We start from the raw sequence: 13,724 nt of genomic DNA on the forward strand, positions 1-13,724 counted from the left end.
GAAAAACACTCCCATTTTAGTACGGTTAAACCGACTCCCTCGAAAGGAATAAACTGTTAGATTGGTTGACATGAATTATATAATAGTCAACTAGATCGAATAAGCAATAACTACAAGTTATTCCAGTCACAAACACCGTCGTTAATAGTGGCAGTACAGGAGGTCAAACGTGAGTAACAAATCTAATCGAGTATCAGAATTTTTTAATAGTGAGTCGGAAACAAGTAATTTATTATGGCAATATGTTAAATCATTAAGTCCAGAAACAGTTAACCAATTATCTAAACCTACTTCTACGGAAGTTTTGCAGGTAATGGAACGGAATATTATCGGACTTTTAGGAAATCTCCCTTCTGAACAGTTCGGGATTACTATTTCTACTAGTCGGGAAAACTTGGGTCGCTTATTAGCATCAGCTATGATTAGTGGCTATTTTTTACGCAATGCAGAACAAAGAATGGGTTTTGATACAGTTATTCAAGGAACAGAAGCTAACAGTAGCGAAGTTGAATAGTATTTTTGTAGGAAAATTATCAAAATAAATATCAACTCAGTAGAGATATAATTAATCTACCGAGTTTTTTTTGTTATTTATTGATAATTGGTAATTATATGAATGAAAGTATTTCTATCCCTCATAAAATTATTGGTGTTGCTGTTATTTGGAATGACCAAAAACAGATATTAATTGATAGACGCTTACCTACAGGTGCAATGGGTGGTTTATGGGAATTTCCAGGGGGAAAAATTGAAATTGGTGAAACTATTCAAGAATGTATTAAACGAGAAATTGCTGAAGAATTAGGCATAGAAATTGCCGTTGGAGAACATCTAATTACTATTGATCATACTTACACTCATTTACGAGTAACTTTAACAGTCCATCATTCTCAGCATTTAGCGGGTGTTCCTCAAGCGATAGAATGCGATGAAATTCGTTGGGTGAGTTTGGATGAATTGGATAATTTTACTTTTCCAGAAGCGAATGGGGAAATTATTGCGGCTTTGAGGAAATATCACAATCAAAATCTGCAAAGTTAGAGTCATAAACTCAAGAGTTATCAGGTGAAAATTTAGATGAGCTTTCGGAAGCTATTTTGGATTTTTCACAACCTGATAATTTGGTAATTTGGATAGCCAATCAAAGTTAAAATGTTTTCTCACGCAAAGAGGAAAAGATATTTTTTATGAGTCGGTTTTAACCGACTTTTGCTTTTAGACAGGGAATTTATTCCCTGGCTGTCTTATATCTAGTATAATAGATAATGATTAGCGGTAAAAACTATGACTCAATTACTTGAAGAAGCCATTAAACAAATAAAGCAACTTCCTGAAACCGAACAAGATATAATTGCTAGACTCATTCTCAACGCTTTAGAAAATAATTTAGCTGAGAAAAATTTGTCTGTTATTGATGAAAGTCATACTTGGACAGAAGAAGACCAACTTGATATCACCTCTTTTTCTTTACAATATGCTGCTTCGATATTTCCAGAAAGTGAGGAAATAACACAGTGAAATTTAATCCTGGGGATGTGGTAACGGTTGATTTTCCTGGCGCTACAGGTATTAAACGCCGTCCGGCTGTAGTTTTATCATCTGTAATTTATCACGCAAATCGTCCTGATGTTATCATTGGATTAATTACTTCTCAAACAACTGCATTAGGTATTACTGACTATATACTTCAAGATTGGAATGAGGCTGGTTTACGAGTTGCGTCTATTTTTCGCAGTTATATTGTGACACTGCCACCTTCAGCTAATTTTAGTTTAATTGGTCATTTGTCAGAGCGTGATTGGCTTGGTGTTTGTAATTGTGTGAAAATATCTTTGGCCAAGTTAGATAGTTTATGAAAGTTTAGGGTTTTTCCCAAGCAAATACGCAAAATGTAAATGGACTGCCTCGGAATTGAACCGAGTTTTCTCCCTTTTGTATGCAAGCATAGATATATGACTCAAGAGTTATCAGGTGAAAATTTAGATGAGATTTCGGAAGCTATTTTGGATTTTTCACAACCTGATAATTTGGTAATTTGGATGGTGAATCAAAGTTAAAATATTTTCTCACGCAAAGAGGAAAAGATATTTTGGCTCTACCGTTCCCTTTATGTAAAACAACATTTATTGTAGGTTGGGTAGAACGAAGTGAAACCCAACATTAGCGGTAGGATAGTAAGGGGTGTTGGGTTTCGTCCCTCAACCCAACCTACAAAAATTAATATTCTTCTCCATAAGGGGAGCGGTAGAACCGATATTTTTTATGAGTCGGTTTTAACCGACCTTTGCTTTTAGACAGGGAATTTATTCCCTGGATATATTTGATGTTTAATTTTGTTACGCTATCTTGTGCTATTTATACAAGATTCTTTTATACTAAAAGCATAACTATCGAGTAAATCAGAGTACATTAACCATGCAAGCATCAGAAACTAAGCTGCAAGAGATTATTGAAGGTAATAAACAGTATGTTGTTCCCTTGTTTCAGAGAGCCTACAGTTGGAAAAAATCTCAGTGGGAATCTCTATGGAATGATCACATTTATTCTTTTATAGTACAAATATACTTGTAAATCCTGTAAACAATTTTTATAAATGTAAGTTTAGATACCATATATACGGTTAGCCTAGCGATGTCTATGGGTAAAGAATATTATCAAATCTTCCCAATATTTGGACATCGTTAAACCTGCATTTAGATCCCCGACTTCTTTGATAAATTATCATTATTTACAAAAGATTAAATTAAGAAGTCGGGGATCTTTAGCCTGAATTGAATCACCCTAGAGAATTTGGGATAAAAATTTCCTGGTTCTTTCTTCTTTGGGATTAGTAAAAAAGGTGTCGGGGGTAGAAGATTCAACTAACAAACCGCTATCCATTAGCACTACTCTATCAGCAACTTCTCGCGCAAATCCGACTTCATGGGTAACAATTACCATTGTCATTCCGTCATTAGCGAGGTTTCGCATTACGTCCAAAACTTCTCTTACCATTTCTGGATCTAATGCTGATGTTGGTTCATCAAATAACATGATTTTCGGTTGCATTGCTAATGCACGCGCTATGGCTACTCGTTGTTGTTGTCCACCAGATAATTGTCCTGGATATTTTTGTGCTTGTGCTAAAATTCCCACTCTTTCTAATAATTGCATTGCTAATTCTTCCGCTTTAACTTTGGATATTTTGCGGACATATATTGGTGCTAAGGTGATATTTTGTAAAACTGTTAAATGGGGAAATAAATTAAATTGCTGAAATACCATCCCCACTTCTCGACGAATTGTTTCAATATTTCTTAAATCATGACTAAGGGTAATTCCGTCAATGGTAATAATTCCTTGTTGATATTCTTCTAAAGCGTTAAATGTTCTAATAAAGGTTGATTTTCCTGAACCAGATGGTCCCATTAAAACAACGACTTCTCCTCGTTGTACAGTTAAATTTACACCTTGGAGGGCATGAAATTTACCATACCATTTGTGAACATCTTCAGCAATAATTATCGGGTTTGATTCTGTCATATATTCCTTTTGTGTAGTTTAAGATTTAAATAGATATTTAGGAATGTTGGGTTTCCTTGCGTCAACCCAACCTACGGGTAGTTGGTGATAAAATCATTATTTTTCATCCTGTTTATCCTTTAATCCTGGATATCCTGATTCTGTCATATATTCCTTTTGTGTAGTTGAAAATTTTAAGAATGTTGGGTTTCCTTACGTCAACCCAACCTACGGGTAATTGGTGATAAAATCATTGTTTTTCATCCTGTTCATCTTTTCATCCTGGGTATCCTGATTCTGTCATATATTCCTTTTGTGTAGGTTAAAATTTTAAGAATGTTGGGTTTCCTTACGTCAACCCAACCTACGATGTTAATTGTTTTTCTAAGTTTTTAGCAGCTAAGGACATTGAATAACAAAATACCCAATAAATCAAACCGATAAATAAATATACTTCTGCATATCTTCCTAAAAATTGCGGTTGTGCTAATATAGAGCGTGCCATTCCTGTTAATTCTACTAATCCTACTAATGATAAAAGAGAAGTATCTTTAAATAAACCAATAAATTGACCCACAATTGCAGGAATAACTGCGCGTAAGGCTTGGGGTAATATTACTAATATGAGTAATAAAGGTGTATTTAATCCTAATGCTTTTCCTGCTTCTATTTGTCCTCTGGGAATTGCTTGTAGTCCGCCACGTACGTTTTCAGCCATGTATGCTGCACTAAATAATATTAATCCGGTAGTACCTCTGAGTAATCTATCTAAACGTAAATCTGCTGGTAAAAATAAGGGTAACATGACTTGGGCTAAAAATAGAATCCCAATTAATGGTAATCCTCTGACGATTTCAATATAAAGAATAGAAAACCACCGGACTACGGGTAAATTGCTGGTTCTTCCTAATGCGAGGAAAACTCCTATGGGGAAGGAAAGGACAATACTAATTATTGCCATTAATAGGGTAAGTAATAAACCATTCCATAAGTTTGTAGATACAGGTTGTAATCCTAAACCACCACCAATTAACCAGATAATTAGGGGACAAGATAATAACCAAGTTAGCGAAAGCCAAGGTGTAATGATTTTAGTAGATTTCTGACCAATTATCAAACCTACAACTATTAAACCTGTAATTAATAATAACCATAAACGGCTTGTTAATGGTATGGGGAAAATAAACCATAAAGTCCCCATCATCACAACAGCAATCAAAGAATTGCGGTTTGTGAATATTGCTTTTTTGGTAAATGCACTCGCTGTAATTGCGGTTAAAGTTGTAGATATTCCCAAAACAACCCAAATCCGCCAATATAAACTTTGGGGAAATCTTCCTACTAAAAATAAATGTAAATTAACTTGGATTACTTGCCATTGTGCTTTGGTAATTAACCAAATTGCAAATCCTTGAACTAACCAAAATAGAAATATAAAACAAACAACAGTTAGTAAACTATTGTACCAATTATTAAAAAGATTTTTTCTGAGCCAACTAAGTTTAATCATCATAAAAATGTGAGACTGCATAGAATAATCATCACCCGTATTCATCCGCGTTTATCCGCGTTTATCTGCGTTCAACATTATCTTTCCTTAATTTGCACAGAACGATTAAATAAATTCATAGTTAGAGAAATTATCAAACTCAAAGTCAGATAAGTAATCATAATTAACAGCATCACTTCTACAGCTTTCCCAGTTTGGTTAAAAGTGGTAGAAGCTACGAAATAAATATCAGGATAACCGATAGCGATCGCTAAACTGGAATTTTTGGTTAAATTGAGATATTGACTAGTTAATGGGGGAATAATCACCCGCAAAGCTTGGGGAAAAATAACCAATCGCATTGCTAAACCTGGGTTTAACCCCAAGGATTTGGCTGCTTCTAGTTGTCCTGTCGGGACTGATTGAATTCCCCCGCGCACAATTTCCGCAATAAACGCACCTGTGTAAAAAGTTAACCCCAATAATAAACTAGAAAATTCTGGAGACAAGGTAAACCAAGGAAGTTCAATTCCGTTTTGGCTAAAATTAGCAAAACCCAAAAAGGAAATTTTATTTTCGGCTTTGGGAAAACTCAAGAAAACTGCAAAATACCAAAATAGCAATTGCAATAATAATGGAGTATTCCGAAAAACCTCTACATAGATAACCGTAATATTTCTTACTAACCAATTATCTGATAATCTTGCAATTCCCGCAGTAATTCCCACAATTGTGGTGAGGAAAATTCCCATTATTGCTATTCTTAGAGAATTAACTAATCCCACTAATAAAGCATAATTATAAGCATCCGTTGGTTTGTAGTTAATGAGAGTTTCCCCAATATCAAAAGATGCCTGTTGCTTGAGAAAATTAAATCCAAATTGAATTCCTAATTGCTGTAAATTTCGGCTGACATTCCCCCAGAATATAAAAACTATAACTACTGCTAAAAATACAAAAATTAGCTGTATAGCATTTTGCCAAAAGCGATTATCACGCCAGAAAGGAGGTTTTGAATTAGTCATTGGTCAGTTGTTAATAGTAAGAAATTTCTCTTGCTTCCTTAGCGGAAAGGTGGAGAATAGAGTAATCCTCCTTTCGTGGAAATTTGATTTTGTCCCCGGGGGAGATTTAGTTTTGTTTTTGCTCCCAAATTGCGATCATAAATTTCGCCATAGTTACCAACGTGCTTAATTATTTTGGCAGCAAAATCCTTTGTTAAACCAATTCCTTCGCCCAGGTTTCCTTCTGTTCCTAAAAAACGTTTGATATCGGGATCTTTACTATTAGCAAACTCTGCTAAATTTTGAGAATTAATGCCTAATTCTTCTGCTTTCACCAAAGCATAAACAGTCCATGTGACTATATCACTCCACTTGGTGTCACCCTTAGCAACTGCTGGCGCTAGAGGTTCAGAAGAAAGAACATCATCTAAAATGATATTATCTTCTGGTTTAGGTAAGGTTGTGCGTCGAGAAACCAGTGCAGAACGGTCTGTGGTGACAGCATCACAACGTCCTTCTGCGTAAGTGGCAAAGGTAATATTCACATCTTCAAAAACAACGGGTTTATAAGTAATTCCCCGTTTCCGCATTTGGTCTGCTAAATTTTGTTCGGTAGTAGTTCCAGTTTGCACACAAATGGCTTTGTCTTTCAGGTCTTTGATAGATTTAATATTGCTATTTTTACGCACCATGACCGCTTGACCATCATAAAATACCACAGGGGCAAAATCTAAACCCTGGGAAGTTGCACGGCTAAAAGTCCAGCTAGTATTGCGACTGAGAATATCTACTTCTCCAGTTTGCAAAGCTGTAAATCGCTCCTTAGTGTTGAGATTGCGATATTCTACCGCATCTGGATTATCAAATACTGCTGCTGCAACAGCCCGACAAATATCAACGTCAATGCCGCTATATTTGCCGTCAGTGCCGACAAAACTAAATCCTGGTAGTTCACCGCTAACGCCACAAACAAGCTGTCCACGGCTTTTAATGCGATTCCAGAGAACGCGAGTAACTTGTCCTTGGGGGGTGCTGTCGGGATTTTGTGTGTTGGGATTATTTTGTGGTTGATCATTACAGGCGCTCAGAATTATGATTAAAGGGGCGATCGCTAAAGGCATCCCTATCCCCTGTAAAATTACAGATAATTTACTAAATTTCATAATTGTTTTTCCCAAGAATCTTCTTTGGATGTTTCCACATAATTGAAACATTTATTGATACTCGTGGCAAATATATCTTCTTAGGAGAGCAAAATTAAACATTTTGAAAATACCTAAACCCGTGAATTACATAGGGGCAAACCCCTTATAGTTGCCCCAAATACCGGGGTAGGCACGGGGGCGCTACCCCTACATTAAATTCAAATCTTTTATATAATCAATTTTACCGACCTACCTACAAAAAACCTCTTAATTAAGAATATGCTAAATTTTCTCAACTCTCTTCTCGGTCGCCACCCAGAGCAAATCAAAGCCAATGTTGAAATTTATACTTGGCAAACTTGCCCCTACTGCATTCGCGCTAAAATGCTACTATCATGGAAAGGTGTTAATTTCACCGAATACAAAATTGACGGTGACGAAACAGCTAGAACAATCATGGCAGAACGCGCCGACGGTCGCCGTAGCGTCCCCCAAATTTTTATTAATAATCAACATATTGGTGGTTGTGATGACCTGTATCAATTAGATGCAAAAGCTCAACTTGACCCGCTGTTATTTCAGGTTGCGAGTAATGGGTAATGGGTAATTAGTAATTTTCCTCTTCCTCTTCTTCCTTCGTGTCCTTCGTGCCTTTGTGGTTCGTTAACTCCTGACTCCTGGGCGCAGGCCCTGCGCCCCTACCCCCTTCTTCCCCTCATGCTTGAACACCCAGAATATTTAAAACATCGAAAATGGATGAATCACGCTCTGGAATTGGCACGAGTGGCTGGTGATGCTGGTGAAGTTCCTGTGGGGGCTGTGATTGTTGATATGAATAATCAATTGGTTGCTGTGGGTGAAAATCGCAAAGAGCGAGATCAAGATCCTACTGCACACGCAGAAATTATGGCGATTCGGGCTGCTAGTCAAGTTTTACAAAGTTGGCGCTTGCATCAATGTACTTTATATGTCACTCTAGAACCCTGTCCGATGTGTGCTGGTGCTATAGTTCATGCCCGATTAGGAAAATTGATCTACGGCGTGGACGATACCAAAACTGGTGCTATTCGTACTGTTATTAACATTCCTGATCACCCAGCATCTAATCACCGAGTGAAAGTGGTGGGGGGTATTCTAGAATCAGAATGTCGAGAACAATTACAAAGTTGGTTTGTTACCCAACGTCAGCAAAAATAACAGACACAGATCAAACTGTCCAAATGGAAAAACACAAATTACCCAAGAAAATCTACGGTGGACATAATCAAGTTTGTGTCATCTTTTATTCGCAAAAAAATCAGCCACCGTCATGATCAAATCATACTTTGCTTCTACTAACCGCCATTCTCAAACTAGAAATACGCCTGTAAATCCTCACCTCGACTCCCCTCGGCAACCTTCGGTGCTTCAGAATACCTCGCGGGTTTCGCCTTTGTTAATCCGTGTTGCTTATTTTCTGGGACACTACATAGTTTTGCCATCTTTCTTTGGGCATATTAAGGTGACTGGAAGAGAAAATATTCCTACAAGTGGACCGGTAATTCTTGCCCCTACCCATCGTTCCCGCTGGGATTCCTTGGTTTTGCCCTATGCTACTGGTCGTTGTGTGACGGGTAGAGATATGCGATTTATGGTAACGAGTAATGAATGTCAAGGGTTGCAAGGTTGGTTTGTGCTGCGAATGGGTGGTTTTCCTGTGAATATTGAACGTCCGGCGATCGCAACTCTCCGGCATACAGTAGAGTTAATGCAGCAGGGGGAAATGTTAGTTATTTATCCCGAAGGTGGCATTCATCGTGATGGTCAACTTCACCCCCTGAAGCCGGGAATCGCTCGTTTAGCTGTGACTGCTGAATCTACCTATCCAGGATTAGATATTAAGGTTATCCCTGTCGGTATCCACTACAGTGAACCCTATCCTAATTGGGGTACTGATGTGAATATTCATATTGGTGAACCTATCAAAGCCGCAGATTATATGAATGGAAATTTAAAACTAGAAGCCAAAAGGCTGACGGCAGATTTAACCCATAAATTAAAACAATTAAGTCATCAAGAAGTAAAAATTAGCGATCGCATCTTCATAGAAATTCATAATTGAGAGGAGTTCAGGAGTTCAGAAGGAAGAAATTTCTCCCCTACTCCCCTACTCCCCCTACTCCCCCTACTCCCCCTACTCCCCTACTCCCCCTACTCCCCTACTCCCCCTACTCCCCTACTCCCCCTACTCCCCTACTCCCCCTACTCCCCTACTCCCCCTACTCCCCTACTCCCCCTACTCCCCTACTCCCCCTACTCCCCCTACTCCCCTACTCCCCCTACTCCCCTACTCCCCCTACTCCCCTACTCCCCCTACTCCCCCTACTCCCTCACTTCCCGAAACCAATTACCAATTCCCAGTTATTAAGTTTGCCGACATCTAGGGTAGCGTAGTCAATAACTTGTAATTGCCAGTTGCCTTTTGCGGGTAAAGAAAGTAATTGTTTAAGGGCAGGATGCGATCGCACTGTGTAAGTGTTTTGTAATTGGTTACGACGACCTAATGTGCGACTTTGTAATAAAATCCGCTGATTATTAGGAGCAATTAAATAAACTTCTAAATCTCCTAAAAAATCATGGGTGATATTCACGGTAACTTGGATATCTGTGACATTGACAGCTTCATTAATAGCGATCGTACTTTTAATCCCCTGTCTATTATTATCAGGAATATTCACAACTTGAGAATTTTTGACCTGGATTTGTTTATTCGTAATTTTGGCAACCACACCCATCTGCTGCGCTAGTCTCACAGCCTTAGCTGCATTGACTTTGCCATAACCAAACCATTGACTATGACCATTACTATCATAAGTACCCCCACTCACACCCAACTGAAGATCAGGGTTATTATCCACAATTTTATCAGCCGTATCTTGCAGAATCCGTTTAACTTGTTGAGCCGTTAAATCAGGATTAGCTGATAATACCAAAGCCGCTACTCCTGCCACAATGGGAGTAGAACTAGAAGTGCCGCCAAAGTTTTTAGTAAAATTTCCAGCATCATAACCAGCCGCACCTATTTGATCTGTTGTAAATACTCCCAATCCAAATAGAGAAGAAACAATTGCCGGTTGTGTATACACAAAACCAGTTTCTTGAAACCACATTCCTGGGGGAGCATTATTACTAGGAGCGCAAACAGAAACATTACCTCCCCAATTACTATAAGCAGCCTTTTTATTCAAACTAGTAGATGCAGATACAGTCATCACATCAGGATGAACAGCAAAACCGCTCAACCAATTTGTCTTACCTTGGACAATATTTTTCGGCCAATTCTGTTCATTTACAGTCCCATTAATCGGACGATTAGCATTTCCGGCTGCGAAAACAATCACACATCCTTTCCCCTTGCGTCCATTGGTAGCAGCCCGGTTAATAGCCGCTTTTTGCCGAATAGAAAGGGGGAAATAAACAGCAGAAGCTCCCCAACTACAAGAAATTACACTCGCGCCTTTTTCTACTGCCCAATCAAAAATATCCTCAATTGATTGATCATCTAAAAAACCAGTAGTGCGAATGGGCATCATTGCACAACCAGGAGCAACTCCCACAATTCCCGAACCATTTTCTTCAGCTACAGCTAATCCTGCACAAGCAGTTCCATGACTGGTTTCTTTTTCTCCAGGTAAGGGTAAAAAATCATTTTCTTTTAGATCTCTAGGAGCAATAATTTTACCTGTACCTTGAAAATCTGGATGTTTTAAATCAAAGGAATCATCTACTACAGCCACCACTATAGAACGCACACCACGAGTAGTATCCCAAGCTTGTTCTACGGAAATATGCGAACCAGCTACCAATTGATTACTACTATTATGATTGAGATACCATTGCTGGGAATAAAGAGAATCCTTGGGTTTATAATGGGGTTCTTGCTGAATGAGAATATTGGGTTCAGCCGCTAAAACTTCTGGCAATGTTTGTAAATAATTGGTAATTTTAACGGGATTTTGTGTGGATTGTTTACTAACAAGAAAAACAAAGGTATTTGGGATGCCAACTACTGGTTGATCTTGAACTAAATTCAATGTACTGGTAATAGTATTAATTTTAGTATTATCTACCCAAGTAGCAAATTGAATTGTAATTTGGTCACTGAGATAAACAAAAGTTCCAGGATTATTTTCCAATGTATAAACATGACTTACAAAATCTACATTTTCATCAGCACGGAGTTGAGACATAACCGCATCTAGCTGATTAGGAAAAACCGTATATAATTCTAGTTTCGCTTGAGGAATACTCCGCCGCCATACGCTACCAGGAATCTGTGTTAATTTTTCATGGGGAAAGTTAACATTTGGACGGATAGTAAAACGATAAAGCGTTTTTTCTAGCATTAACTCTTCACCACCGCGTTGTAAGGTTAGTGACTGGCTGTTATTTGCTACATCTGATTCAGGAAAATTCGCAGGATTAATATTATCACTCATAAGAATTGGGGATTGGTGGAAAATTAATTTGGCTTGTGTCTAGATATTAGTGCATAAATTCTCTGAAAATGTGAATCTCAGTTTGAGAGTATCAGTCTTTAATGGGAATCTATTTCTCGTCGAGAGATGGAAAAATGATACATTGGGGATGCGGCTATTCTTGGAATAATAAAATAAGTAGGTGAACAGAAAAATTTAAAGGTATATAACGGTATGTAAAGTTGTCTCAATGCGAGATTCTGATTGAGTTTCAGCCATTTTACAAAACGCAATACCCCTCATTTTTATTTTGTTTACCTACTTACTATGTGACATAATAAACTAATAAACAGGCTAGACTGAATCCAAATAATATCTACTGTTAATAATCTCATGGAATTTAAGCCAAAATTTCCTATTATTTTTGTCGTCCAAGAGTATTATGAATTTTCTCATGATGAGGTAATAGGAACTAATACAAAATTTTGGTTTAAGCATAAAGAACTTGACTATTGTTTATATAAACAGATAAAATCACAATATATCGGACAGGACTGGGCAGAAAAAGTTGCATCTGAATTGTGTGAGCTTTTAGGATTACCCCATGCTATTTATGATCTAGCAGAAACTTGGGAAGGAAATCTTGGTGTAGTTTCACCTTCATTCTTGTCAAAAGGTGAGACACTAATTCATGGCAATGAAATTCTCACTCCAATTGTGCCGAACTATCCCACATTTGAAAAATATGGCGTTTCACAACATACAATAGATATTGTGCTAAAAGTGCTAGAAGCAGATCATATTAATCTCCCTATTGGTTGGACAGCACCAAGTGGTATTCAGAAAGCTGTAGAAGTGTTTGTTGGCTACCTCATGTTAGATGCTTGGATTGGTAATGGAGATCGTCACCATCACAATTGGGGTTTAGTAAGAAGTAAATTGACACCCAATATAACAGAAACTATACACTTAGCACCAACTTATGATCATGCATCTTCTTTAGGACGGGAACTATATGACGAAAAGAGACAAAAATGCTCGGTGGATTCATATATCAACAAGTGCAAATCTGCTTTTTATAGTAGTGCAGAAGATAAAAAGCCACTGAAAACTCTTGATGTATTTTATCGGTCTGCGCTTCGTTATCCCCAATCTGCTATGATTTGGCTAGAACATCTTGAACGTATATCTAAAGCAGATACTCTCTTAATTTTAAACCGAATTCCACAAAAGCGGATATCAAATATAGCAGTCGAATTTGCACAAAAGATTCTGGAATTGAACCAAAATAGATTACTTAATTTAAAGGAATTATTAGAGTGAAAACACCTCAAACACTATTTTTAGCTTGGCAAGATACCCATAGTCGCTCTTGGTTTACAATTGGTAGATTGACTTATGATGGCACAAAGTACAAATTTGTGTATACCCAAAGTGTTAAAGAGGCACAAAATACCTGTGGTTTTGAACCTTTATATTCATTTCCTGATTTAGAAAAAGTATATACATCAATCCATTTATTTCCAATTTTCTCTAATCGTTTGATGTCTCGTTCCCGTCCTGATTATGCTAATTTTCTGCAATGGTTAAATATTTCAGAACTAGAAGATGATCCCCTCGCAATTTTAGCCCGAAGTGGTGGACAACGAGAAACAGATAGTCTTGCTGTTTTCCCCTGTCCAGAAGCAGATGAAAAAGGAGAATATCAATTACACTTTTTTGCTCACGGACTACGACACCTACCTAAATGTGCCATTGAAAGAATTAATCATTTTGTGTCAACAGAAAAGTTATGGTTAGCTCATGAATTTCAAAACCCTCATGATCCTAAAGCATTAACTTTAAACACAGAAGATCATCATATTGTAGGTTATTGTCCGCGTTACTTACGAAGTGAAGTTTTTGATCTGATTTGGAAAGACCCTAGTTCAGTCAGGCTGGAAGTAGAGCGTGTAAATCTACCACCTACACCACTTCAGTTTCGCCTATTGTGTCACATAACTACTTTGTGTAAAGATGACTTTCGCCCTTTTTCTAGTCCAGAATATCAACCACTGGTGATTGATAATATCATAACAGCAAGCGGTTATTAAATTAGATTATATTTATCCCAAAACTTTTGCCCAAG

16 protein-coding genes and 1 pseudogene are annotated in these 13,724 nt (G+C 37.6%); 12 read left to right on the forward strand and 5 right to left on the reverse strand.

What is annotated here, in order from left to right; genetic code table 11:
• Positions 1 to 169 precede the first annotated feature (169 nt).
• The 7 genes and pseudogenes from AA650_RS11950 to AA650_RS26435 all read left to right on the forward strand — a co-directional run bounded on the left by AA650_RS11950 (position 170) and on the right by AA650_RS26435 (position 2,571).
• Positions 170 to 514 carry a DUF760 domain-containing protein gene (locus AA650_RS11950; RefSeq protein ID WP_053539192.1) on the forward strand — a complete coding sequence of 115 codons (345 nt, stop codon included), beginning with the start codon at positions 170 to 172 and terminating at the stop codon, positions 512 to 514.
• Between the two features lie 98 nt (positions 515 to 612).
• A complete protein-coding gene (mutT, locus tag AA650_RS11955) occupies positions 613 to 1,041 on the forward strand; it encodes an 8-oxo-dGTP diphosphatase MutT (protein ID WP_053539193.1) in 429 nt (142 codons plus the stop codon).
• Positions 1,042 to 1,064: 23 nt separating this feature from the next.
• Positions 1,065 to 1,151, forward strand: a pseudogene (locus AA650_RS29460) (hypothetical protein); the annotation flags it as partial.
• Positions 1,152 to 1,284: 133 nt separating this feature from the next.
• On the forward strand, positions 1,285 to 1,518 hold the full coding sequence (locus tag AA650_RS11960; RefSeq protein ID WP_027404956.1) for a hypothetical protein: 234 nt from the start codon (positions 1,285 to 1,287) through the stop codon (positions 1,516 to 1,518).
• On the forward strand, positions 1,515 to 1,856 hold the full coding sequence (locus AA650_RS11965; RefSeq protein WP_027404955.1) for a type II toxin-antitoxin system PemK/MazF family toxin: 342 nt from the start codon (positions 1,515 to 1,517) through the stop codon (positions 1,854 to 1,856). The genes AA650_RS11960 and AA650_RS11965 overlap by 4 nt, the downstream gene beginning before the upstream one ends.
• A gap of 96 nt (positions 1,857 to 1,952) precedes the next feature.
• Complete coding sequence (locus tag AA650_RS27890) at positions 1,953 to 2,057, forward strand: DUF4351 domain-containing protein (RefSeq protein ID WP_152540522.1); 105 nt, start codon at positions 1,953 to 1,955, stop codon at positions 2,055 to 2,057.
• Positions 2,058 to 2,415: 358 nt separating this feature from the next.
• Positions 2,416 to 2,571, forward strand: a complete 156-nt coding sequence (locus tag AA650_RS26435; protein ID WP_233455576.1) for a GmrSD restriction endonuclease domain-containing protein — start codon at positions 2,416 to 2,418, stop codon at positions 2,569 to 2,571.
• 210 nt (positions 2,572 to 2,781) lie between these two features.
• Here AA650_RS26435 and AA650_RS11970 read toward each other — a convergent pair whose 3' ends face one another.
• The 4 genes from AA650_RS11970 to AA650_RS11985 all read right to left on the reverse strand — a co-directional run bounded on the left by AA650_RS11970 (position 2,782) and on the right by AA650_RS11985 (position 7,157).
• Positions 2,782 to 3,522 (reverse strand): amino acid ABC transporter ATP-binding protein, encoded by a 741-nt coding sequence (locus AA650_RS11970; protein WP_053539194.1) that lies wholly within the window; start codon positions 3,520 to 3,522, stop codon positions 2,782 to 2,784.
• Between the two features lie 343 nt (positions 3,523 to 3,865).
• A complete protein-coding gene (locus tag AA650_RS11975; protein ID WP_053541270.1) occupies positions 3,866 to 5,011 on the reverse strand; it encodes an amino acid ABC transporter permease in 1,146 nt (381 codons plus the stop codon).
• Positions 5,012 to 5,088: 77 nt separating this feature from the next.
• Entirely contained in the window at positions 5,089 to 6,015 is a 927-nt protein-coding gene (locus AA650_RS11980; RefSeq protein ID WP_053539195.1) for an amino acid ABC transporter permease, read from the reverse strand.
• Positions 6,016 to 6,053: 38 nt separating this feature from the next.
• The gene (locus AA650_RS11985) at positions 6,054 to 7,157 is read right to left on the reverse strand and encodes an amino acid ABC transporter substrate-binding protein (RefSeq protein WP_053539196.1); all 1,104 of its coding nucleotides are present in this window, start codon (positions 7,155 to 7,157) and stop codon (positions 6,054 to 6,056) included.
• A gap of 261 nt (positions 7,158 to 7,418) precedes the next feature.
• On the opposite strand from AA650_RS11985, the gene grxC reads away from it, so the two are divergent.
• The 3 genes from grxC to AA650_RS12000 all read left to right on the forward strand — a co-directional run bounded on the left by grxC (position 7,419) and on the right by AA650_RS12000 (position 9,240).
• Positions 7,419 to 7,739, forward strand: a complete 321-nt coding sequence (gene grxC / locus AA650_RS11990; protein WP_039202423.1) for a glutaredoxin 3 — start codon at positions 7,419 to 7,421, stop codon at positions 7,737 to 7,739.
• 156 nt (positions 7,740 to 7,895) lie between these two features.
• Positions 7,896 to 8,336, forward strand: coding sequence for a tRNA adenosine(34) deaminase TadA (gene tadA / locus AA650_RS11995; RefSeq protein ID WP_035083607.1), 441 nt, complete (start codon positions 7,896 to 7,898; stop codon positions 8,334 to 8,336).
• A 112-nt stretch (positions 8,337 to 8,448) separates the two neighbouring features.
• A complete protein-coding gene (locus AA650_RS12000) occupies positions 8,449 to 9,240 on the forward strand; it encodes a lysophospholipid acyltransferase family protein (RefSeq protein ID WP_081424213.1) in 792 nt (263 codons plus the stop codon).
• A gap of 268 nt (positions 9,241 to 9,508) precedes the next feature.
• On the opposite strand, the gene AA650_RS12005 is transcribed toward AA650_RS12000, so the two are convergent.
• Positions 9,509 to 11,617 (reverse strand): S8 family serine peptidase, encoded by a 2,109-nt coding sequence (locus tag AA650_RS12005; RefSeq protein WP_053539198.1) that lies wholly within the window; start codon positions 11,615 to 11,617, stop codon positions 9,509 to 9,511.
• 372 nt (positions 11,618 to 11,989) lie between these two features.
• On the opposite strand from AA650_RS12005, the gene AA650_RS27895 reads away from it, so the two are divergent.
• Together AA650_RS27895 and AA650_RS12015 are read left to right on the forward strand one after the other, a co-directional pair.
• On the forward strand, positions 11,990 to 12,919 hold the full coding sequence (locus AA650_RS27895; RefSeq protein WP_199924435.1) for a HipA-like protein: 930 nt from the start codon (positions 11,990 to 11,992) through the stop codon (positions 12,917 to 12,919).
• On the forward strand, positions 12,916 to 13,689 hold the full coding sequence (locus AA650_RS12015; RefSeq protein ID WP_053539199.1) for an HIRAN domain-containing protein: 774 nt from the start codon (positions 12,916 to 12,918) through the stop codon (positions 13,687 to 13,689). Before AA650_RS27895 ends, AA650_RS12015 begins: the two co-directional genes overlap by 4 nt.
• Positions 13,690 to 13,724: the final 35 nt, after the last annotated feature.

Origin of the sequence: Anabaena sp. WA102 (genome assembly GCF_001277295.1) — a bacterium.
GTDB lineage: Bacteria > Cyanobacteriota > Cyanobacteriia > Cyanobacteriales > Nostocaceae > Dolichospermum > Dolichospermum heterosporum.